We start from the raw sequence: 19,708 nt of genomic DNA, 5'->3' as shown, positions 1-19,708 counted from the left end.
CATGGCTACCGAAGTCAAAGTCCCTACTCTGGGCGAATCCGTTACCGAAGCAACCGTTGGCCAGTGGCTGAAGAAGCCCGGCGAGGCGGTGAAGGCCGACGAGCCCATCGTCTCCCTTGAAACCGACAAGGTCGCGGTCGACGTGCCCGCGCCGGTCGCCGGCGTGCTGGGCGACATCGTCGCCAAGGAAGGCGACACGGTCGAGGTCGGCGCGCTGCTGGCCTATGTGAACGAAGGCGCGGCCGCCGCGGCCGCTCCCGCCGCTGCTCCCGCCCCCGCCGCCAAGGCGGAGGCGGCCGCCCCGGCTCCCGCCGCTTCGGCTCCGGCCGATGACGAGGAAGGCGGCAACCTGACCCTGTCGCCGGCGGTCCGCCGCCTGGTGCTGGAACATGGCCTGGACCCCAGCAAGATCAAGGGCACGGGCAAGGACGGCCGCCTGACCAAGGACGATGTCGTTGCCGCTGCCGCCGCGGGCACCGCCAAGGCCGCCGCTTCGGCCCCGGCCGCCGCTCCCGCCGCCGCTCCCGCCGCCGGTCCCAGCCGCGCGCAGGAACGCGTCAAGATGACCCGCCTGCGCCAGACCGTCGCCAAGCGGCTCAAGGAAGCGCAGAACAACGCGGCGCTGCTCACCACCTATAATGACGTGGACATGACCAACGTCATCGAGGCGCGGGCGAAGTACAAGGACCTGTTCGAGAAGAAGCATGGCGTCCGCCTGGGCTTCATGGGCTTCTTCACCAAGGCCGTCTGCATGGCGCTGCGCGACATTCCGGGCGTCAACGCGCAGATCGAGGGCGACGAGATCGTCTATAACGACTTCGCCGACATCTCGGTCGCGGTGTCGGCCCCGAACGGCCTGGTCGTGCCGGTCATCCGCAACGCGGAATCGCTGAGCGTTGCCGATATTGAAAAGACCATCGGCAATTTCGGGAAGAAGGCCAAGGAAGGCACGCTGACCATGGAGGATATGAAGGGCGGCACCTTCACCATCTCCAATGGCGGCGTCTTCGGCTCGCTGCTGTCTAGCCCGATCATCAACCCGCCGCAGTCGGCGGTGCTGGGCCTGCACCGGATCGAGGACCGTCCGGTCGTCCGCAACGGCCAGATCGTCATCCGCCCGATGATGTATCTCGCCCTCAGCTACGACCATCGCCTGATCGACGGTCGCGAGGCGGTGACTTTCCTGGTCGCGGTGAAGAACGCGATCGAGGATCCGACCCGCCTGCTGATCGACCTGTAAAGATGTGACCAGCGCTCCTGCGGAGGCAGGAGCCCAGGGTGGAGACGCGCTACGCGAGCCGGCTATGTCTATCTTATGGCGAACAGGCGCAACGGCACCTTATATCTGGGTGTCACCAGCGATCTGGCGGCCAGGACATATCAACATCGCAACGGCTTGATTGACGGTTTCACCAAGGACCATGATTGTAAGTTGCTGGTCTGGTTTGAGGCATATGAGGATCTGCAGGAAGCACGGCATCGCGAACTGCGGATGAAGAAATGGAAACGCGCCTGGAAGATCGAGCTGATCGAACGCGATAATCCACAATGCCGGGATTTGTTCGAAACGCTGTTCTGACGACGCCCTGGGCTCCCGCTTTCGCGGGAGCACGGCAATGGAGTGAGAAATGGCAGACTTCGATTATGACGTTCTGGTGATCGGCGCCGGTCCGGGCGGCTATGTCGCGGCGATCCGCGCCGCGCAGCTTGGCCTCAAGACCGCCTGCGCCGAAAGCCGGGAGACGCTGGGCGGCACCTGCCTCAATGTCGGCTGCATCCCGTCCAAGGCGCTGCTGCACGCCTCGGAACTCTATGAGGAGGCCGCGAACGGCGCGCTCGCCAAGCTGGGCGTGAAGATCGACAAGATGAGCCTGGACCTCGACACCATGCAGGGCCAGCGCAAGGATGCGGTGAAGGGCCTGACCGGCGGCGTCGAATTCCTGTTCAAGAAGAACAAGGTCGACTGGCTGAAGGGGCTGGCGAGCTTCACCGGCGCCAACACCGTGCAGGTCGCGGGCAAGACCGTCACCGCGAAGAATATTGTCATCGCCACCGGATCGTCGGTGACGCCCCTTCCGGGTGTGCAGGTCGACAATGAAGGCGGCAGGATCGTCGATTCGACCGGCGCGCTGGAACTGGACAAGGTGCCGGGCCATCTGGTCGTGGTCGGCGGCGGCGTCATCGGCCTGGAACTGGGCTCGGTATGGCGGCGCGTCGGCGCCAAGGTCACGGTGGTCGAATATCTCGACCAGATCCTGCCCGGCATGGACGGCGAAGTCCGCAAGGAAGCGAACAAGATCTTCAAGAAGCAGGGTTTCGAGTACAAGCTCGGCACCAAGGTCACGGGCGCGGAAGTCGGCAAGAAGGGCGTGACCCTGACCGTCGAACCCGCCGCCGGGGGCGCGGCAGAGAAGATCGAGGCCGATGTCGTGCTGGTGTCCATCGGCCGCCGTCCGAACACCGAAGGGCTGGGTCTCGACAAGATCGGCCTGGAACTCAACGCCCGCGGCCAGATCGAGACCGATCATGACTTCGCGACCAAGGTTCCGGGCGTCTGGGCCATCGGCGACGTCATCCCCGGCCCGATGCTGGCGCACAAGGCCGAGGACGAAGGCATCGCCGTGGCCGAGAATATCGCGGGCCTGACCGGCATCGTGAACCATGACGTGATCCCGTCGGTGGTCTATACCAAGCCGGAAATCGCGGGCGTCGGCCTGACCGAAGAGGCCGCCAAGGAGAAGGGCGCGATCAAGGTCGGCAAATTCCCGATGCTGGCGAACAGCCGCGCCAAGACCAATCATGAGCCGGACGGCTTCGTGAAGATCATCGCCGATGCCGAAACCGACAAGGTGCTGGGCGTCTGGATCATCGCCACGGTCGCGGGCACGATGATCGCCCAGGCGGCGCAGGCGATGGAGTTCGGCGCATCGAGCGAGGACATTGCCTATACCTGCCATGCCCATCCGACGCACAGCGAGGCGATCAAGGAAGCGGCCATGGCCGTGACGGGCAAGCCCATCCATATGTGATCCCTTCCCGCCCTGCGCGGGAATGAGATCGCGACAATGAAGAGGCCGTCCTTAGGGACGGCCTTTTTCATGACGTTATGGATCATTGGGGTTATGCCGGTTAATTGAAGCACAGCTTATTCCTGCGAAGGCGGGAATCCAGTTCCGGCGTCTGGACTGGGTTCCTGCCTTCGCAGGAACACGTTTCGGCCTGAATGGGGGAAGCGCTATCCGCTCCGGGCGCGGGACTTCAGGCTGGCGGCGGGCGCATCCGGCACGGCGAGCGCCCGCCTTACGCAAACCCGATTGCGGCCATGCATCTTGGCTTCATAGAGGGCCGCATCCGCTCGCGCGATGGCGTCGTGGATCGCAGCATCGCCGGGCTGGACGGCCGACAATCCGAAACTGGCGGTAAGGGGGCGCGAAAGGCCGAGGTGGCTGGCGACCTCCCGCGCGACGCTCTCCCGAATGTCGTTGGCGGTCGTGGCGGCCCGGGCCGCGTCGGCGTCGGGCAGGAACATTATGAATTCCTCCCCGCCGAAGCGCGCCGTGATGGCGTCGGCGGGCGCGAACTCCATCAATATCCGCGCCAGCGCGACGATCACGCGGTCGCCCAGCGCATGGCCGTGGGCATCGTTGATCGTCTTGAAATGATCGATGTCGCAGACGATCAGGCTGCCCTGCGTCGGCAGCTTGCGCGTTCTTTGGCCGATGGCGTCGTCAAAGCCGCGGCGGTTGAGCAGGCCGGAAAGGGGATCGTGCAGCGCGTCGCGCCGATAGCGGGCGAGCAGGTCGAGCATGTTCGCCGCCAGCGCCGCCAAGGCCAGGAACAGGCCAAGCACGCAGGCCAGCGCCTGCATCAGAAAGGCATAGTCGCTGTTCAGGAAACTATCGCTCGACAGCGTCAGCGGCACGGTGCTGCCGCGCATCAGATTGTCCAGCGCGACCAAAGCCGCCGCGCCGAACAGGGTGCCGTCCGACCAGTTGTCCAGGCGATCCCTGCCGGCGATCAGCGGCAGGCCGATCAGCAGGAAGCAGCCGAAATCGGACGACACCAGTTCGAAGGGCAGGTTGTCCAGCAGGAGGGACATGGCGCACAGCAGCACGGAAAGCGCCCAGATCGCGATCCGCGCCCGCAGCAGCCAGTTGGGTCGCCAGCGTTCCAGCAGGGCCTGGCTGAACAGCAGGAATCCGCTGGCGAACAGCAAATCCGCCACAAAGCCCCAAAGGGGCGTCGGCAGCAGCGCGAATCCCGCCGGCACCGCAAAGCCGCCCGCGACGCAGAGATAGGCGGCGCTCCAATATCCGGCCGCCCTTATGCCCAGGGTCCAGACGAAGGCGAAAACCACGCCGAAACTTGCCATCATGACGGGCAGGAAGAAGGCGAAATTTTCTCCCACGCTTATTGTGCCTGTTCCTCTTTTCGGGGGCGATCCGGCGCGGCGTCCCTATGGGGCGACGGGTAAAAGCCGATCCTTAACAAATACTTCCATATCGGGTGAGATGTTCATCCGATATGGATGAAGCTGCGGCGAGCGGGTCAGAAGCAGGGACGACGCTTGTCGCGGAAGGCCTGCACGCCCTCCCGGAAGTCGGGCAGGGTGAAGGCGTCCCGGAACATGGCCAGCGTTTCCCCGTCGTCGTCCGCCTGCCCATCCAGGATGCGGCGGATGATCGCCTTGGACGAACGGATCGAATGCTGGGCATTGGCGGCAATACTTTCGGCCAGTGCCATCGCCGCCTCCAGCGGAGCAGGCGAAATCTGGTCGATCAGGCCGATGGCCAGCGCCTCCTGCGCATCGTGCAGCGCGGCGGTGAACAATATGCGCTTGGCCCGCGCCGGTCCGACCAAATCGACCAGCAGCTTGGTGTCGAACAGCCCATAGACGATGCCCAGCTTGGCCGGGGTGATGCCCAGCCTGGCAGCGGGGGAGGCGATGCGCAGGTCGCAGGCGATGGCCAGCCCGCATCCGCCGCCGACCGCATCCCCCTCTATCGCCGCGATCACCGGCTTTTCGGCATGGGCCAGGGCATATTGGGTGGCGCGGATCGCGGCCTGGTTGGCGACGCGCCATTCCTCATCCCCCGAACAGCGCGCAAATTCGTGGATGTCCGCCCCCGCGCAGAACAGGCCGGGCGTCGCCGAGGTCAGGATCAGCACCCGGATCGCCTCGTCCGCCATCGCCTCCTGCACCAGACGCGGCAATTGTTCCCACATTTCCTGGCTCATGGCATTATGCTGCCGGGGCCGGTCGATCAGCAGCGTGGCGACCGCGCCCTCCCGTTCCAGCCGCAACGTCATGTCGGCCAGCCTCCCAGCAGCGGCACCAGATCGTCATAATGGTGGATGACGGCGTCCGCCTCCAGCTCCTCCACCGGCCCGTCGAGGAAGCCGAAGCTGACGGCGATGCTGGGGATGCCCGCATTGCGCGCCCCGGCGATGTCGTTGATCGTGTCGCCCAGGAAGATCGTCCGCCCGCCGCCCGCGCGCTCGATCATCGCGTGGATCGGCGCGGGATCGGGCTTGGCGATGCCCACCGTGTCGCCGCCGACGACGCTGGCGAAACGGTCCGACAGGCCGATCTGGTGCAGCAGCGGAATGGTGAAACGCTCCGCCTTGTTGGTGCAGATGGCCAGCTTCACGCCCGCCGCCGCCAGCGCGTCCATCGCCGCGATCAGGCCGGGATAGGGCAGGGAATGGATCGCCAGATTCTGCTCATAATAGTCCAGCAGGATCGGCAGCATCCTTTCCAGCATCGCCTCGTCATAGCCGCCCGAAGCGTCCAGCGCCCGCTGGAGCATCACCTTCGCCCCCTTGCCGACGAAGGGATGGATCGCCTCGACCGGAAAGGGCGGCCGCCCGTCGGTGGCGATGGCGTAGTTGACCGCCGCCGCCAGGTCGCCGCTGGTGTCGAGCAGGGTGCCGTCAAGGTCGAAGCCGACAATGTCGAAGGGAATGGAAACCATGCCCGGCTCATGCCGCCTGGGTAGTGGCAAAGGCAAGTCAAACATGGCAGAGAGCGCTCAGATTCTTGGCCCTTTCGTGAAGGATGCCCCCGTGACCTCCAGCCGCTCCCCCGCTCGCCCCCTGGCCGTGATCATCCTTGCCGCCGGGCAGGGCACGCGCATGAAGTCGGCCAGACACAAGGTTCTGCACCCGATTGCGGGGCGGCCGATGCTGCTCCACCTGCTCGCCAGCGTGGCGGAGCTGCAGCCCGAACGGCAGGTCGTGGTGGTCGGCGCCGGGCGGGAACAGGTGGAAAGGGCGGTGGAGGGCAGCGGCGCCGTCATCGCCGTGCAGGAACAGCAACTCGGCACCGGCCATGCCGTGGCGCAGGCGCATGACGCGCTGGCCGGTTTCGCGGGCGACATATTGATCCTCTATGGCGACGTGCCGCTGGTGCGCGCCGAAACGCTGCGGAGCATGCTGGACCGCCTGAACTGGGGCGACGAGCCGCGCGCCGTGGTGCTGGGCTTCCGTCCGGAGGATGCCGCCGCCTATGGCCGGATCATCGCCCGCGACCAGGGCGTGATCGAAAAGATGGTCGAATATAAGGACGCCAATGCGGAGGAGCGGGCGGTGACGCTCTGCAATTCGGGGCTGATGGCGGTGCGCTCCACCGACCTGTTCGTGCTGCTTGACCAGATCGGCAATGATAATGCAGCGGGCGAATATTATCTTCCCGACATCGTCATGCTGCCCGGCGCCCAGAGCGCGGTGATAGAGGCGGAGGCGTGGGAAGTGGCGGGCGTCAACAGCCGCGCCGAACTGGCGGGGGTGGAGGCCGTCTGGCAGGACCGCCGCCGGGCGGAGGCGATGCGCGATGGCGCGACGCTGATCGCGCCGGAAACCGTGTTCTTCGCGCATGACACGCTGCTGGGCCGCGACGTGACGATAGAGCCCAACGTCGTCTTCGGCCCCGGCGTCAGCGTGGCGGACGATGCGACCATCCACGCCTTTTCCCACCTGGAGGGCGCGACCGTGGGCAAGGGCGCGGACATCGGCCCCTATGCCCGGCTGCGCCCCGGCGCGAAGATCGGCGCCAAGGCCAAGGTCGGCAATTTCGTCGAGGTGAAGAAGGCCGAACTGGGCGAGGGCGCCAAGGCCAACCACCTGTCCTATATCGGCGACGCCAGCGTGGGGGCGGGGGCCAATATCGGCGCGGGCACCATCACCTGCAATTATGACGGCTTCTTCAAATATCGGACGGAGATCGGCGCGGGCGCCTTCATCGGCTCCAACAGCGCGCTGGTCGCGCCGGTGAAGATCGGCGACGGCGCCATCGTCGCGGCGGGCAGCGTGGTGACGCAGGCGGTGGAGGCCGACGCGCTCTGCCTCGTCCGGCCGAAGCAGGAGGCGAAACCCGGCTGGGCGGCCCGTTTCCGGGCGCGGATGCAGGCGCGCAAAGCCGCCAAGTGACGGCCTTCTTCCGAAGGCGGCGCTGGTTGACCGCGCTGCTGGTCCTTTCGCTCCTCGCGGTGGGAACGGCCGTCCGGCTCTTCGCCAATGCACGGGCGATGCCGGTCGTGCGGCGGCTGGACGTCGCGCTGCCCTTTCCGGCCGACGCGCCGCGCCGCCCGGTGACGGTGGCGCTGCTGACCGACAGCCATTTGTCGGGACCAGACAACAGCCCGGAGCGGATGGCGCGGATCGTCGCCTTGGTGAACGGCCTCAGGCCCGACATGATCCTGCTGGGCGGCGACTATATCGGCGATGACAAGGGCGGCGCGACCTATGACCCGGCGCAGAGCATCGCCCCCTTCGCCGCCCTGCGCGCCCCGCTGGGGGTGGTGGCGGTGCTGGGCAATCATGATGCGCGCAAGCATGCGGGGATCAGCCGCCGCGAATGGGGCGATCTGTTCGCCCGGATCGGCATCCGCCTGCTCGACAATCAGGCGGTGCGGCGGGGGCCGCTGGCCGTCGGCGGACTGCGCGACATCTATACCGGGCGGCCCGACATCCCCAGGACGCTGGACGCGATGCAGGCGCTGGGCGGCGCGCCGCTGATGCTGTCCCACGGGCCGGACGCCTTTCCGCTGCTGCCCGGCCGGCCGATGCTGACGCTGGTGGGGCATACCCATTGCGGGCAGGTGGCCCTGCCCTTCGCGGGCATCGTCTATGTGCCCTCGCGCTACGGCACCCGCTATGCCTGCGGCGCATATCGGGAGGGGCAGCGGACCCTGGTCGTGTCGGCGGGCCTGGGCACCAGCGGCCTGCCGATCCGCATGCTTGCGCCCCCGGATGTCTGGCTGGTTAATATTCGTCCACGTTGATGCGGTACCCCTGTCGCCTGCCGCATGATCGTGGCATAGGCGGCATAAGCATAGAGTTTTCACGGGCTTTGGGACTGACTATCCATGTGCGGCATCATCGGAATCATCGGCAAGGACGACGTGGCGGAGCGGCTGGTCGAGGGCCTCAAGCGCCTCGAATATCGCGGCTATGACAGCGCGGGCGTCGCGACCGTCCATGACGGCCGGATCGACCGCCGCCGGGCGGAGGGGAAGCTCGCCAATCTGGTGAAGGAACTGGAGGCCGCGCCCCTGCCGGGCACCACCGGCATTGCCCATACCCGCTGGGCCACCCATGGCGCGCCGACGACCAGCAATGCCCACCCCCACGCCACGAAGGAAGTGGCGCTGGTCCACAACGGCATCATAGAGAATTTCAAGCCGCTGCGCGAGGAACTGACGGCGCGGGGCCGCGTGTTCGACAGCCAGACCGATACGGAGGTCGTCGCCCATCTGGTGAGCGAACTGGTGGAGCAGGGCGCATCCCCGAAGGACGCGGTGGCGCAGGTGCTGCCCCGCCTGCACGGCGCCTTCGCGCTGGCGATCCTGTTCCGCAGCCATCCGGAAATCCTCATCGGCGCGCGCCTGGGTTCGCCGCTGGTGGTGGGCTATGGGGAGGGGGAGACCTATCTCGGCTCCGACGCGCTGGCGCTCGCCCCGCTGACCCAACGCATCGCCTATCTGGAGGAAGGCGACTGGGTCGTCATCACCCGCGACGGCGCGGAGATTTTCGACAAGGACAACAACCCGGTCGAACGCCCCGTCACCATCAGCGGCGTGACCGGCGAGCTGATCTCCAAGGGCAATCACCGCCACTATATGCTCAAGGAAATCTACGAGCAGCCGGTGGTCGTCGCCCAGACCCTGCGTTCCTATCTGCGCCGGATGGAGGACCAGGTGTCGCTGCCGATCCCGGATTTCGACCTGGGGTCGATCCGCCGCGTCACCATCGTCGCCTGCGGCACCAGCTATTATGCGGGCATGGTCGCCAAATATTGGTTCGAACAGTTCGCCCGCGTCCCCGTCGACATCGATGTGGCCAGCGAATTCCGCTACCGCGCCCCGGTGATGGAGGAGGGCGGCCTGATGATCGTCATCAGCCAGTCGGGCGAGACCGCCGACACGCTGGCCGCGCTGCGCCACGCCCGCGCCGAGGGGCAGAAGATCGCCGCCGTCGTCAACGTCCCCACCAGCACCATGGCGCGGGAGGCCGACCTGCTGCTGCCCACCAATGCGGGGCCGGAAATCGGCGTCGCCTCGACCAAGGCCTTCACCTGCCAGTTGGCGGTGCTGGCGGCGTTCGCGGCGAACCTGGCGCGGGCCAAGGGGCGGCTGGACGCGAAGGCGGAGAAGGAACTGGTCCGTCACCTGTCCGAAGCGCCTGCCGCGCTCAACGGCGCGCTGGCCTATGACGAATCCATCGAGGGGATGGCGCACCTGATCGCGGGGGCGCGGGACGTGCTCTATCTGGGGCGCGGCCCGGACTATCCGCTGGCGCTGGAGGGCGCGCTGAAGCTCAAGGAAATCAGCTATATCCATGCCGAGGGCTATGCGGCGGGCGAGATGAAGCACGGCCCCATCGCGCTGATCGACGACAAGGTGCCGGTCATCGTGCTGGCGCCCAGCGGGCCGCTGTTCGAAAAGACCGTCAGCAACATGCAGGAAGTGCAGGCGCGGGGCGGCAAGGTGGTGCTGATCTCCGACTATGACGGCGTGCAGGCGGCGGGGGAGGGCTGCATGGCGACCATCACCATGCCCAAGGTCCACCCGCTGATCGCGCCGATGGTCTACGCCGTGCCGGTGCAGTTGCTCGCCTATCATGTGGCGGTGGCCAAGGGCACCGACGTCGACCAGCCAAGGAACCTCGCCAAGTCCGTTACTGTCGAGTGAGGTGGGTTTTTGACATTCTTCTCCCCTCCCGCAGGCAGGAGGGGCCGGGGGTGGGTCGCCGCGCCAGCGGCGATCTTTCCTAGCCGAAAAGTCAGAAGCTCGCTTCGCTCGCGCCCACCCCTAACCCCTCCCGCCTGCGGGAGGGGAATGCCTTAAAACCACCCATCACCCGCCCCCAGGCGCATTATGCCCGCCCGCCGGCACCGGCCCCCCGCTCGGCGCATGGGCATGGTCGGGATTGCTGTCCCAGTCGATATGATAGAGGTCGAACCGCCGGTCGCGCAGGTTGCGCACCGTGCCCTCCGCCCGCGCCCAGCTCAGGTCGGCCAGGTTCACGTCCGCCATGGTCAGCGTCTCGACATTCTCCGTCGATTCCGCCGCGATCCCGTCCCGCGCGAAGGGCAGGTCGCAGGGCGTCAATATCGCGCTCTGGGCATATTGAATGTCCATATTGTCGACGTTCGGCAGGTTGCCGACATTGCCCGACATCACGACATAGCATTGGTTCTCGATCGCCCGCGCCTGCGCGCAATAGCGCACGCGCATATAGCCGAGCCGCGAGTCGGTGCAGAAGGGCACGAAGATGATCCGCGCCCCCTGGTCCACCAGCCGCCGCGCCAGTTCCGGAAATTCGCTGTCATAGCAGATCAGCACGCCGATCGGCCCGCAGTCCGTCTGGATTACGTCCAGCGAATCCCCGCCCTTGATGTTCCACCAGAAGGCTTCGTTGGGCGTCGGGTGGATCTTCTCCTGCGTGTGCAGCGATCCGTCGCGCAGGGCGACATAGGCGATGTTCTGGATATCCCCATCCTCGGCCCGCGTCGGGTGGGAGCCGCCAATGATGTTAATATTATATTCCAGCGCCATCCGCTCCAGTTCGCGGGTCAGGCGCGGGGTATAGCCGGTCAACCTGTCGATGGCCTCCGTCGGGGAGAGCTTCTTCGTCTCGTAGGAAAGCAGCGGCAGGGTGAAGAGTTCGGGAAAGACGATGAAGTCCGACCGATAATCCGCCGCGACGTCGACGAAATATTCGATGTTGCGGATGAATTCGTCGAAATCCTGCACGGCGCGGGCCTGCAACTGGCAGGTGGCGAGGCGGACGCTCTCCACCCCGCGCGGCACCCGCATTTCCGGCGCTTCGTCGGGATCGACATAGGGATTGCGCCACACCAGATGGGCGGCGTGCCCGTCCGACTGCCTGTCCTCCGGCAGGTAATTTTCCAGCACCCCCAGCGGCTCAAACTGGTTCTTGAGCTGGAAGCTGATCACCTGGTCGCGCAGCTTGCCGTGCACCACCTTGTCCAGATAATCGGCCGGGCCGTCGACGCGCCGCCGGGCGCGGGCATAGCCGGGCATGCGCCCCGCGATGACGATGCCGTGCAGGTCCAGTTCCTCGGCCAGTTCCTTGCGCTCGTCATAGAGGCGCTGTCCGATCCGCAGCCCGCGCAGCTTCGGGTCCACGGCCATCTCATATCCATAGAGCCACTCGCCCGCCGCGCTATGCCGCGTGCCGAAGCCGTTGGCGGTGATCTCCTCCCAGTCATGGGCGGAAAAGGCCATGCTCTTGCTGACCCGCATGGTTGCGCAATAGCCCACGATTTTGTTGTCATAGAGGGCGACGAAGCAGCCGGTCGGGAAATTGTTGATCTGGCCGCGCAGCGTGGCCAGCGAATAATTGGGCATTCCGGGATAGACGCGGGCGATCAGCCGCTGGATTCCGCGCACGTCCGCCGGGACCGCCGCCCGAACCTCCAGGCGCTTCTTGGTTGTCGTCATCTGGTCGCCTCCTGGTGCCTTCATCCAGAATATAATTGCCGCTCGAAACGAACGGGAGGGCGGTTTGCCCGGATATGGAAAAGGCGGCGCCGGGATGCGGCGCCGCCTCGTTCCGTTACCGTATTGAACCTAGGAAGTGCGGATCAGTTCCAGAAGCTTATTTCCACTGGCCCATGGCTTCTTCCAGGTTCACGCGGATCGCCTCGAAGAACTGCTCGGTGGTCATCCACGCCTGTTCCGGACCGATCAGCAGGGCCAGATCCTTGGTCATCGCGCCGCTTTCGACGGTTTCGACGCAGACCTTCTCCAGCGTTTCGGCGAATTTGGTGACTTCCGGCGTCTCGTCGAACTTGCCGCGATAGGAAAGGCCCTGGGTCCAGGCGAAGATCGAGGCGATCGGGTTGGTCGAGGTCGCCTTGCCCTGCTGGTGCTGGCGGTAGTGGCGGGTGACGGTGCCGTGCGCGGCTTCGGCCTCGACCGTCTTGCCGTCGGGCGAGAGCAGGACGGAGGTCATGAGGCCCAGCGAGCCGAAGCCCTGCGCCACCGTGTCCGACTGGACGTCGCCGTCATAATTCTTGCAGGCCCAGACGAACTTGCCGCTCCACTTCAGGGCGGACGCGACCATGTCGTCGATCAGGCGATGTTCGTACACCGCGCCCACCGCCTTGAACTGGTCGGCGAATTCATTGTCGAACACTTCCTGGAACAGATCCTTGAAGCGGCCGTCATAGGCCTTGAGGATGGTGTTCTTGGTCGAAAGATACAGCGGCCAGCCCCGGCCCAGCGCATAGTTCATGCTGGCGCGGGCGAAATCGCGGATCGAATCGTCCAGATTGTACATGCCCATGGCGACGCCGGAGCTGGGGAAGTTGAAGACGTCCTTCTCGATCTTCTCGCCATTGGCGCCGTCCCACACCATGCGCAGCTTGCCGGGGCCGGGGACCAGGAAATCGGTGGCGCGATACTGGTCGCCGAAGGCGTGGCGGCCGATGACGATGGGGTCGGTCCAGCCGGGGACCAGACGGGGCACGTTGCGGATCACGATGGGTTCGCGGAACACCACGCCGCCCAGGATGTTGCGGATGGTGCCGTTGGGCGACTTCCACATTTCCTTCAGGCCGAATTCCTCGACGCGGGCTTCGTCCGGGGTGATGGTGGCGCACTTCACGCCGACGCCATGTTCCTTGATCGCGTTGGCGGAATCGATGGTGATCTGGTCGTTGGTCTCGTCGCGCTTCTCGACACCCAGGTCGTAATATTTCAGGTCGATGTCGAGATAGGGGAGGATGAGGCGCTCGCGAATCCACTGCCAGATGATCCGCGTCATTTCGTCGCCGTCGATCTCCACGACGGGGTTCTTCACCTTGATCTTAGCCATAGCGCCTGTTCCGCTTTCTTCGTTCGGGTGGAATTTGGGTCCGCACTAGGCAAAGCGGCGGCAATGTTCAACCGGCTGTGTGCGGATTCGACCGGAAATGAGCAGTCTTGGCCCCAACTTCCCTGCTCTTGCGAAGCAGGAGCAACTATAGACCTCGACCGGATGCCCCCTCGCTTGGGTCAGGATCATTTCATGACCCTCTCGCCAGCATCGGACGTTGTCACTCCAACCGACTGTGCCTAAAGACGATGCCATGGAAAATGACGAACTGACCGTCGCGCTGGGCGGCAATGTGAAATGGCGTTTCCCTTCGGTGCATCCGGAGGGGGGCAAATTCGGCCTGATCGCGGCCGCCATCACGGCGCTGCTGTTCCTGGTCGGCTGGGAAGTGCTCGGCTGGCTGATGGTGATGGTGACGATCTGGGTGCTGGCCTTCTTCCGCGATCCGGTCCGCGCCGTGCCGCAGGACGAGCGCGCCATCGTCGCACCCGCCGACGGGCTGGTGACGCTGATCCAGCGGGTGCCGCCGCCGCGCGAAATGGCGGGGCCGGACGGCCTGGGCGACCAGCCGATGATCCGCGTGTCGATCTTCATGAGCGTGTTCGACGTGCACATCAACCGCACGCCCATCGGCGGGACGGTGAAGTCGGTCGTCTATATTTCCGGCAAGTTCCTGAACGCCGATCTCGACAAGGCGAGCGAGGATAATGAGCGGCAGCATATCCTGGTCGAACGGCATGACGGCGCGCGCATCGGCTTCACCCAGATTGCGGGCCTTGTGGCGCGGCGGATCGTGCCCTTCGTGAAGCCGGGCGACATGGTCGCGGCGGGGCAGCGCATCGGCCTGATCCGCTTCGGCAGCCGGGTCGACGTCTATCTGCCCGCCGGAACCGCGCCCCGCGTCGTGCTGGGCCAGCGCACCGTCGCGGGCGAGACGATCCTGGGCCAGATGGGCGACATGCGGGTGATTTCGGGGATTCAGCAATAATGCGACGGCGGCGCGCCATTCCGCGAGGCCTGCGCCGGGGGATCACCCTGCGGATGGTGGCGCCCAACGCCGTGACGGCGATGGCGCTGTGCTTCGGCCTGACCGGCGTGCGCTACGGCATTTCCGGCGAGTGGGAGCGGGCCGTGCTCTCCATCCTGATTGCCGGGGTGCTGGACGGGCTGGACGGCCGCATCGCCCGGCTGCTGCGGGGCGAAAGCCGCTTCGGCGCGGAACTGGATTCGCTGTCGGACTCCATCGCTTTCGGCGTGGCGCCTGCATTGGTGCTCTATCTCTGGTCGCTCCACGCCATGCCGAAATTCGGCTGGATCTTCGCGCTGGCCCATGCCCTGTCTTGCGCGCTGCGGCTGGCGCGGTTCAACGCCAATATCGATGCGGACGTGCAGCCGCATAAATCGGCCGGTTTCCTTACCGGCGTTCCCGCGCCCGCCGGGGCCGGGCTGGCCTTCGTGCCGCTCTATCTCTGGCTGGTGACGGGCGAGCCGCTGTTCCGCGCATGGTATGTGGTGGCGCCCTGGGCCGGTTTCACCGCCTTCCTGATGATCTCCAACATCGCGACCTATAGCTGGTCGGCGCTGCGCCTGCGCAAGCGCATCAGGCTGGAGGCGATTGCCCTCGCCGGATTGCTGGCCGCGCTGTTGATCACCGATCCCTGGCTGACGCTGCTGGCCCTGTGCGCCTTCTACCTCGCCCTCATCCCCTTCGGCATGCTCTCCTACGCCAGGGTGCGGCGGCAGCGGGCGGGCGAGGGGACGGCCTGATCTTCAGGCAGCCAGGGCGGCGGCCAGCACCGGAACCGCCCGCCGGGTCGAAGGGGCGGCGCGCCGGCGGCTGATCCGCAGCCGATAGACCGGCACCTCCCGTGGGATGGGTTCGAACGTCAGCGCCGCGACCATCTTGTCATGATAGAGCATCAGCATGCCGACGATGGTTCCCGCCGCCAGCAGGAACGATCCGATGAACACAAATGCTGCGACCAGTGCGAACATAAGCAGATCACTTTCTGTCTTGCCATTTTCACGGCATGGCTCACTATACCCAGCGCAAACCGCGTGAATCCGCTGTTTGTTCCCGATGTTCTCTTTATGTTCCATCCGGAACGGCGAGTCAACCCCTTGCATTGCTTTTCCCGGCCCGCTAAAGGCGCGCCCATTCCACATGGGAATCGACATATCCGGTGCTGCGGCGCGACGCTCAGTTCCTGATTCCCAGAGGTCAAACCGGAAGGAGAAATATTATGGCGGCACCTGTCGTCACCATGCACCAATTGATCGAGGCTGGCGCCCATTTCGGCCACCAGACCCACCGCTGGAACCCGCGCATGAAGCCGTACATCTTCGGCGAGCGCAACGGCATCCACATCCTCGACCTGTCGCAGACCGTGCCGCTGTTCGGCCGCGCGCTGGACTTCGTTTCCGCGACCGTCGCCGCTGGCGGCAAGGTGCTGTTCGTCGGCACCAAGCGCCAGGCGCAGGACCCCATCGCCGAAGCCGCCCGCAAGTCGGGCCAGCATTTCGTCAACCATCGCTGGCTGGGCGGCATGCTCACCAACTGGAAGACCATTTCCGGTTCGATCAAGCGCCTGAAGACCCTGGAAGAGAAGCTGTCGGGCGACACCCACGGCTTCACGAAGAAGGAAGTGCTCCAGATGACTCGCGAGCGCGAGAAGCTGGAACTGTCGCTGGGCGGCATCCGCGACATGAACGGCATTCCCGACGTCATGTTCGTGATCGACGCCAACAAGGAAGAGCTGGCGATCAAGGAAGCCAACACGCTGGGCATCCCGGTCGTCGCGATCCTCGATTCGAACGTCTCGCCCGACGGCATCGCCTTCCCGGTTCCGGCGAACGATGACGCCAGCCGCGCCATCCGCCTCTATTGCGACGCCATCGCCGCCGCCGCCACCAAGGGCAACCGCGGCGCGCAGCAGGCTTCGGGCGTCGACCTCGGCGCTCTGGACGAGCCCGCCGCTGAAGAGGTCGTTGTCGAAGCCTGAGATTTCCTTTCCCGTTCGGGCTGAGCCTGTCGAAGCCCTCTTCTTCATTTGAAGAGGCGCGGCCCCCAGGGCGAACGGAGACGGGAAACGGAGACTTCGAACTGAAAGATTGACGGCGTAGGGCGCACTCTTCCGGAGATGCGCCCTCCCGCATATTTGAACCATCCGAAACATTTAGGAGCCGAAACATGGCCGAAATTACCGCTGCCGCCGTCAAGGAACTGCGCGACCGTTCGGGCGCGGGCATGATGGACTGCAAGAAGGCGCTCACCGAAGCCAATGGCGATATCGAGGCCGCGACCGACTGGCTGCGCGCCAAGGGCCTGGCTGCCGCGCAGAAGAAGTCCAGCCGCACCGCCGCCGAAGGCCTGGTCGGCGTGGCCGTCGCCGGGACCAAGGGCGTCGCCGTCGAAGTGAACAGCGAAACCGACTTCGTCGCCAAGAACGACCAGTTCCAGGATTTCGTCCGCACCGTGTCGGCCATCGCGCTGGAACAGGGCGTGGCCGATGCCGACGCGCTGTCGAACGCCGCCTATCCTTCGGGCGGCACCGTCGCTGAAAAGCTGGTCGCCAACATCGCCACCATCGGCGAGAACCAGACCTTGCGCCGCGTCGGCCAGGTCGAGGTGAGCCAGGGCGTGGTCGTTCCCTATGTCCACAACGCCGCCGCTCCGGGCCTGGGCAAGATCGGCGTTCTGGTCGCGCTGGAGGGTGACGCCCCGGCTGACGTTCTGGAGCCGCTGGGCAAGCAGATCGCGATGCACATCGCCGCCGCCTTCCCGCTGGCCCTGTCGGCCGCCGACATCGACCCCGCCCTGCTGGAGCGCGAGCGCGCCATCGCCGCCGAAAAGGCCGCCGAATCGGGCAAGCCCGCCGAGATCGTCGCCAAGATGGTCGACGGCGCGGTCGCCAAGTTCGCCAAGGAGCAGGCGCTGCTCAGCCAGCTCTTCGTGATGGACAACAAGACCCCGGTCGCCGATGTCGTCGCCAAGGCGGCGAAGGAAGCCGGCGCGTCGATCACGCTGAAAAACTATGTCCGCTTCCAGCTCGGCGAAGGCATCGAGAAGGAAACGAGCGACTTCGCCGCCGAAGTGGCCGCGGCCGCGGGCGTCTGATCCGATAGACGGTTCGCTTCGGGCGGTGTCGGGAGGCTGAGGCCGCTCGACAAGCCGGAAGCGAACGCTAAGGAAGTTCGGGACTTAAAACCCCGCTTCCCATAATGGCGCGCGCTGCTTAAGGTGCGCGCCATTTCCTTGCCCGAATATAAAAGGAATATTGCCCCGCATGTCTCGCCCAGCCTTCAAGCGCATCCTGCTGAAACTTTCGGGCGAAGTGCTGATGGGGCAGGGGCAGTTCGGCATAGAGCCGGAGACGGTGAACCGCGTCGCGGGCGAGATCGCGGCGGCCAAGGATGCGGGCTTCGAACTGTGCGTCGTCGTCGGCGGCGGCAATATCTTCCGGGGCCTGGCGGGCGCCGCCAAGGGCTTCGACCGGGCAAGCGCCGACTATATGGGCATGCTGGCCACCGTCATGAACGCGCTGGCGGTGCAGAATGCGCTGGAAAAGCTGGGCTACGACACCCGCGTCCAGTCCGCCATCCCCATGGCCTCCGTCTGCGAGCCTTATATCCGGCGCAAGGCGGTGCGGCACATGGAAAAGGGCCGGATCGTCATCTTCGCGGCGGGCACCGGCAGCCCCTTCTTCACCACCGACACCACGGCGGCGCTGCGGGCGGCGGAAATGAACTGCGATGCGCTGTTCAAGGGCACCAGCGTCGACGGCATCTACAATGCCGATCCCAAGCAGGTGCCGGACGCGGCTCGCTATGAGGAGATCAGCTTCGACCGCGTGCTGAACGACAATCTGAAGGTCATGGACGCAAGCGCCATTGCCCTTTGCCGCGAAAACAATATTCCCATCGTCGTGTTCAACATCCGCGAAACCGGCAATCTGGCGAAGGTGCTGGCTGGCGACGGTGTGGCGACGATCGTGCAAAATCAGGAGCGCTGAAAGAAAATGGCTCAATATGACAAGGCCGACCTCGAACGCCGCATGGCGGGCGCCGTCGAATCGCTGAAGGGCGATCTGTCGGGCCTGCGCACCGGCCGGGCGAATATCCAGCTTCTCGATCCGGTGACGGTCGAGGTTTATGGCGCGCATATGCCGCTCAATCAGGTCGCGACCGTTTCCGCGCCCGAACCGCGCATGCTTTCCGTGCAGGTGTGGGACAAGAGCAATGTCGGGCCGGTGGACAAGGCGATCCGTTCGGCGGGCCTGGGCCTCAACCCCATTGTCGACGGCCAGACGCTGCGCTTGCCTATCCCCGACCTGACGGAGGAACGCCGCAAGGAACTGGCCAAGCTCGCCAGCAAATATGCGGAGGGCGCCCGCATCGCCGTCCGCAATGTCCGCCGCGACGGCATGGACAGCCTGAAGACCGACGAGAAGAAGGGCGAGATCAGCGAGGACGAGCGCAAGCGCAAGGAAACCGAGGTTCAGAAGCTGACCGACAGCACCATAGCGGACATCGACGCGGCGACTGCGGCGAAGGAGAAGGAAATTCTCGGTCAGTGATCCGGGGCTTTCCTTTCGCGGCCAAAGCACGCATTCCTGTCTGATGGCCACCCAAGCCAAACCCGATCTGACCAGCGGCGCGCCGGACCATGGCGCTCGTCACGTTGCTATTATCATGGACGGCAACGGACGCTGGGCGAAAAAGCGCTTCCTGCCGCGCATCGCCGGGCATCGCGCCGGGGTGGAGGCGGTGCGCCGCGTCGCCCGCGCCGCGCGGGAGTTGGGCCTGGAATGCCTGACGCTCTACGCCTTTTCCTCGGAAAACTGGAAGCGCCCGGCCAGCGAGGTCACGGACCTGATGGGCCTTTTGCGCCATTTCATTCAGTCCGACCTCGATGAATTCCATGCCAATGGCGTGCGGCTGCGCATCATCGGCAATTATCGGGCGCTCGACCCTTCGCTCGTCGATCTGATCGACAATGCGGTGGCGCGGACCGCCGGGAACAGCGGGCCGATCCTTGCCATAGCGCTGAACTATGGCGCGCAGGACGAGCTGGTGCGCATGGCGCAGACGCTGGCGCGCCGCGTGGCCGCCGGCGAGATCGCGGCGGAGGAGATCGGCATCGCCGATGTCGATGCGGCGCTCTACACCGCAGACCTGCCGCCGCTGGACCTGATGATCCGGACGTCGGGGGAACAGCGGCTCAGCAACTTCATGCTGTGGCAGGCCGCCTATGCGGAGCTTTACTTCACGGACATTCTGTGGCCGGATTTCGATGGGCGGGCGCTGGCCGCCGCACTGGACGCCTTCCGCCTGAGGGACCGCCGTTTCGGCGGGCTGTGACCGG

General features: G+C 65.5%; 18 protein-coding genes and 1 pseudogene. 13 read left to right on the top strand and 6 right to left on the bottom strand.

All coding sequences use genetic code 11. The annotated features are described in order from the left end of the window. Position 1: 1 nt before the first annotated feature. The 3 genes and pseudogenes from odhB to lpdA all read left to right on the top strand — a co-directional run bounded on the left by odhB (position 2) and on the right by lpdA (position 3,029). Positions 2-1,240, top strand: a complete 1,239-nt coding sequence (gene odhB / locus Sj15T_RS08620) for a 2-oxoglutarate dehydrogenase complex dihydrolipoyllysine-residue succinyltransferase (protein WP_013040645.1) — start codon at positions 2-4, stop codon at positions 1,238-1,240. 66 nt (positions 1,241-1,306) lie between these two features. Beyond that, a pseudogene (locus Sj15T_RS08615) lies at positions 1,307-1,579 on the top strand (GIY-YIG nuclease family protein); the annotation flags it as partial. Between the two features lie 49 nt (positions 1,580-1,628). Further along, positions 1,629-3,029, top strand: a complete 1,401-nt coding sequence (gene lpdA, locus Sj15T_RS08610; RefSeq protein WP_013040643.1) for a dihydrolipoyl dehydrogenase — start codon at positions 1,629-1,631, stop codon at positions 3,027-3,029. 206 nt (positions 3,030-3,235) lie between these two features. On the opposite strand, the gene Sj15T_RS08605 is transcribed toward lpdA, so the two are convergent. The 3 genes from Sj15T_RS08605 to Sj15T_RS08595 form a co-directional block, all read right to left on the bottom strand. Further along, positions 3,236-4,408: a GGDEF domain-containing protein gene (locus Sj15T_RS08605; protein WP_013040642.1), complete on the bottom strand. Its 1,173-nt coding sequence runs from the start codon at positions 4,406-4,408 to the stop codon at positions 3,236-3,238. A gap of 140 nt (positions 4,409-4,548) precedes the next feature. Next, positions 4,549-5,310, bottom strand: a complete 762-nt coding sequence (locus Sj15T_RS08600) for an enoyl-CoA hydratase-related protein (RefSeq protein ID WP_013040641.1) — start codon at positions 5,308-5,310, stop codon at positions 4,549-4,551. Further along, entirely contained in the window at positions 5,307-5,975 is a 669-nt protein-coding gene (locus Sj15T_RS08595; protein ID WP_013040640.1) for an HAD-IA family hydrolase, read from the bottom strand. The genes Sj15T_RS08600 and Sj15T_RS08595 overlap by 4 nt, the downstream gene beginning before the upstream one ends. A gap of 160 nt (positions 5,976-6,135) precedes the next feature. Here Sj15T_RS08595 and glmU point away from each other — a divergent pair, with 160 nt between their 5' ends. From glmU to glmS, 3 genes are all read left to right on the top strand, one after another. Beyond that, a complete protein-coding gene (glmU, locus tag Sj15T_RS08590) occupies positions 6,136-7,428 on the top strand; it encodes a bifunctional UDP-N-acetylglucosamine diphosphorylase/glucosamine-1-phosphate N-acetyltransferase GlmU (protein ID WP_253720713.1) in 1,293 nt (430 codons plus the stop codon). A gap of 26 nt (positions 7,429-7,454) precedes the next feature. Beyond that, positions 7,455-8,282 carry a metallophosphoesterase gene (locus tag Sj15T_RS08585; RefSeq protein ID WP_013040638.1) on the top strand — a complete coding sequence of 276 codons (828 nt, stop codon included), beginning with the start codon at positions 7,455-7,457 and terminating at the stop codon, positions 8,280-8,282. 84 nt (positions 8,283-8,366) lie between these two features. Continuing rightward, positions 8,367-10,190, top strand: a complete 1,824-nt coding sequence (gene glmS / locus Sj15T_RS08580) for a glutamine--fructose-6-phosphate transaminase (isomerizing) (RefSeq protein WP_013040637.1) — start codon at positions 8,367-8,369, stop codon at positions 10,188-10,190. 165 nt (positions 10,191-10,355) lie between these two features. On the opposite strand, the gene Sj15T_RS08575 is transcribed toward glmS, so the two are convergent. Further along, positions 10,356-11,966: a carbon-nitrogen hydrolase family protein gene (locus Sj15T_RS08575; protein WP_013040636.1), complete on the bottom strand. Its 1,611-nt coding sequence runs from the start codon at positions 11,964-11,966 to the stop codon at positions 10,356-10,358. 157 nt (positions 11,967-12,123) lie between these two features. After that, entirely contained in the window at positions 12,124-13,344 is a 1,221-nt protein-coding gene (locus Sj15T_RS08570) for an NADP-dependent isocitrate dehydrogenase (RefSeq protein WP_013040635.1), read from the bottom strand. 253 nt (positions 13,345-13,597) lie between these two features. On the opposite strand from Sj15T_RS08570, the gene Sj15T_RS08565 reads away from it, so the two are divergent. Both Sj15T_RS08565 and Sj15T_RS08560 read left to right on the top strand, forming a co-directional pair. Further along, the gene (locus Sj15T_RS08565) at positions 13,598-14,332 is read left to right on the top strand and encodes a phosphatidylserine decarboxylase (protein ID WP_013040633.1); all 735 of its coding nucleotides are present in this window, start codon (positions 13,598-13,600) and stop codon (positions 14,330-14,332) included. Next, complete coding sequence (locus Sj15T_RS08560; RefSeq protein WP_013040632.1) at positions 14,332-15,111, top strand: phosphatidylcholine/phosphatidylserine synthase; 780 nt, start codon at positions 14,332-14,334, stop codon at positions 15,109-15,111. Before Sj15T_RS08565 ends, Sj15T_RS08560 begins: the two co-directional genes overlap by 1 nt. A 3-nt stretch (positions 15,112-15,114) precedes the next feature. Here the strand turns inward: Sj15T_RS08560 and Sj15T_RS08555 are convergent, their stop codons facing one another. Further along, on the bottom strand, positions 15,115-15,339 hold the full coding sequence (locus tag Sj15T_RS08555) for a hypothetical protein (RefSeq protein WP_007684301.1): 225 nt from the start codon (positions 15,337-15,339) through the stop codon (positions 15,115-15,117). A 248-nt stretch (positions 15,340-15,587) separates the two neighbouring features. Here Sj15T_RS08555 and rpsB point away from each other — a divergent pair, with 248 nt between their 5' ends. The 5 genes from rpsB (at position 15,588) to Sj15T_RS08530 (ending at position 19,704) form a co-directional block, all read left to right on the top strand. Continuing rightward, a complete protein-coding gene (rpsB, locus tag Sj15T_RS08550) occupies positions 15,588-16,346 on the top strand; it encodes a 30S ribosomal protein S2 (RefSeq protein ID WP_007684303.1) in 759 nt (252 codons plus the stop codon). 188 nt (positions 16,347-16,534) lie between these two features. After that, positions 16,535-17,461 (top strand): translation elongation factor Ts, encoded by a 927-nt coding sequence (gene tsf / locus Sj15T_RS08545; protein ID WP_013040631.1) that lies wholly within the window; start codon positions 16,535-16,537, stop codon positions 17,459-17,461. 169 nt (positions 17,462-17,630) lie between these two features. Next, positions 17,631-18,356 (top strand): UMP kinase, encoded by a 726-nt coding sequence (gene pyrH, locus Sj15T_RS08540; protein WP_007684307.1) that lies wholly within the window; start codon positions 17,631-17,633, stop codon positions 18,354-18,356. Between the two features lie 6 nt (positions 18,357-18,362). Beyond that, entirely contained in the window at positions 18,363-18,920 is a 558-nt protein-coding gene (frr, locus tag Sj15T_RS08535) for a ribosome recycling factor (protein WP_007684308.1), read from the top strand. Between the two features lie 43 nt (positions 18,921-18,963). Further along, positions 18,964-19,704, top strand: coding sequence for an isoprenyl transferase (locus Sj15T_RS08530; RefSeq protein WP_013040630.1), 741 nt, complete (start codon positions 18,964-18,966; stop codon positions 19,702-19,704). Positions 19,705-19,708 lie beyond the last annotated feature (4 nt).

The organism is Sphingobium sp. TA15 (genome assembly GCF_037101235.1).
Taxonomy (GTDB): Bacteria; Pseudomonadota; Alphaproteobacteria; order Sphingomonadales; family Sphingomonadaceae; genus Sphingobium; species Sphingobium indicum.
Note: the sequence above shows the minus strand (reverse complement) of the source record. Positions and strands in the feature narration are given on the sequence as shown.

Coding starts and splice junctions, on each gene's coding strand:
- odhB (WP_013040645.1), top strand. CDS start 2: ATGGCTACCGAAGTCAAAGTCCCTACTCTGGGCGAATCCGTTACCGAA.
- lpdA (WP_013040643.1), top strand. CDS start 1,629: ATGGCAGACTTCGATTATGACGTTCTGGTGATCGGCGCCGGTCCGGGC.
- Sj15T_RS08600 (WP_013040641.1), bottom strand. CDS start 5,310: ATGACGTTGCGGCTGGAACGGGAGGGCGCGGTCGCCACGCTGCTGATC.
- Sj15T_RS08595 (WP_013040640.1), bottom strand. CDS start 5,975: ATGGTTTCCATTCCCTTCGACATTGTCGGCTTCGACCTTGACGGCACC.
- glmU (WP_253720713.1), top strand. CDS start 6,136: ATGAAGTCGGCCAGACACAAGGTTCTGCACCCGATTGCGGGGCGGCCG.
- glmS (WP_013040637.1), top strand. CDS start 8,367: ATGTGCGGCATCATCGGAATCATCGGCAAGGACGACGTGGCGGAGCGG.
- Sj15T_RS08575 (WP_013040636.1), bottom strand. CDS start 11,966: ATGACGACAACCAAGAAGCGCCTGGAGGTTCGGGCGGCGGTCCCGGCG.
- Sj15T_RS08570 (WP_013040635.1), bottom strand. CDS start 13,344: ATGGCTAAGATCAAGGTGAAGAACCCCGTCGTGGAGATCGACGGCGAC.
- Sj15T_RS08565 (WP_013040633.1), top strand. CDS start 13,598: ATGGAAAATGACGAACTGACCGTCGCGCTGGGCGGCAATGTGAAATGG.
- Sj15T_RS08560 (WP_013040632.1), top strand. CDS start 14,332: ATGCGACGGCGGCGCGCCATTCCGCGAGGCCTGCGCCGGGGGATCACC.
- Sj15T_RS08555 (WP_007684301.1), bottom strand. CDS start 15,339: ATGTTCGCACTGGTCGCAGCATTTGTGTTCATCGGATCGTTCCTGCTG.
- rpsB (WP_007684303.1), top strand. CDS start 15,588: ATGGCGGCACCTGTCGTCACCATGCACCAATTGATCGAGGCTGGCGCC.
- tsf (WP_013040631.1), top strand. CDS start 16,535: ATGGCCGAAATTACCGCTGCCGCCGTCAAGGAACTGCGCGACCGTTCG.
- pyrH (WP_007684307.1), top strand. CDS start 17,631: ATGTCTCGCCCAGCCTTCAAGCGCATCCTGCTGAAACTTTCGGGCGAA.
- frr (WP_007684308.1), top strand. CDS start 18,363: ATGGCTCAATATGACAAGGCCGACCTCGAACGCCGCATGGCGGGCGCC.
- Sj15T_RS08530 (WP_013040630.1), top strand. CDS start 18,964: ATGGCCACCCAAGCCAAACCCGATCTGACCAGCGGCGCGCCGGACCAT.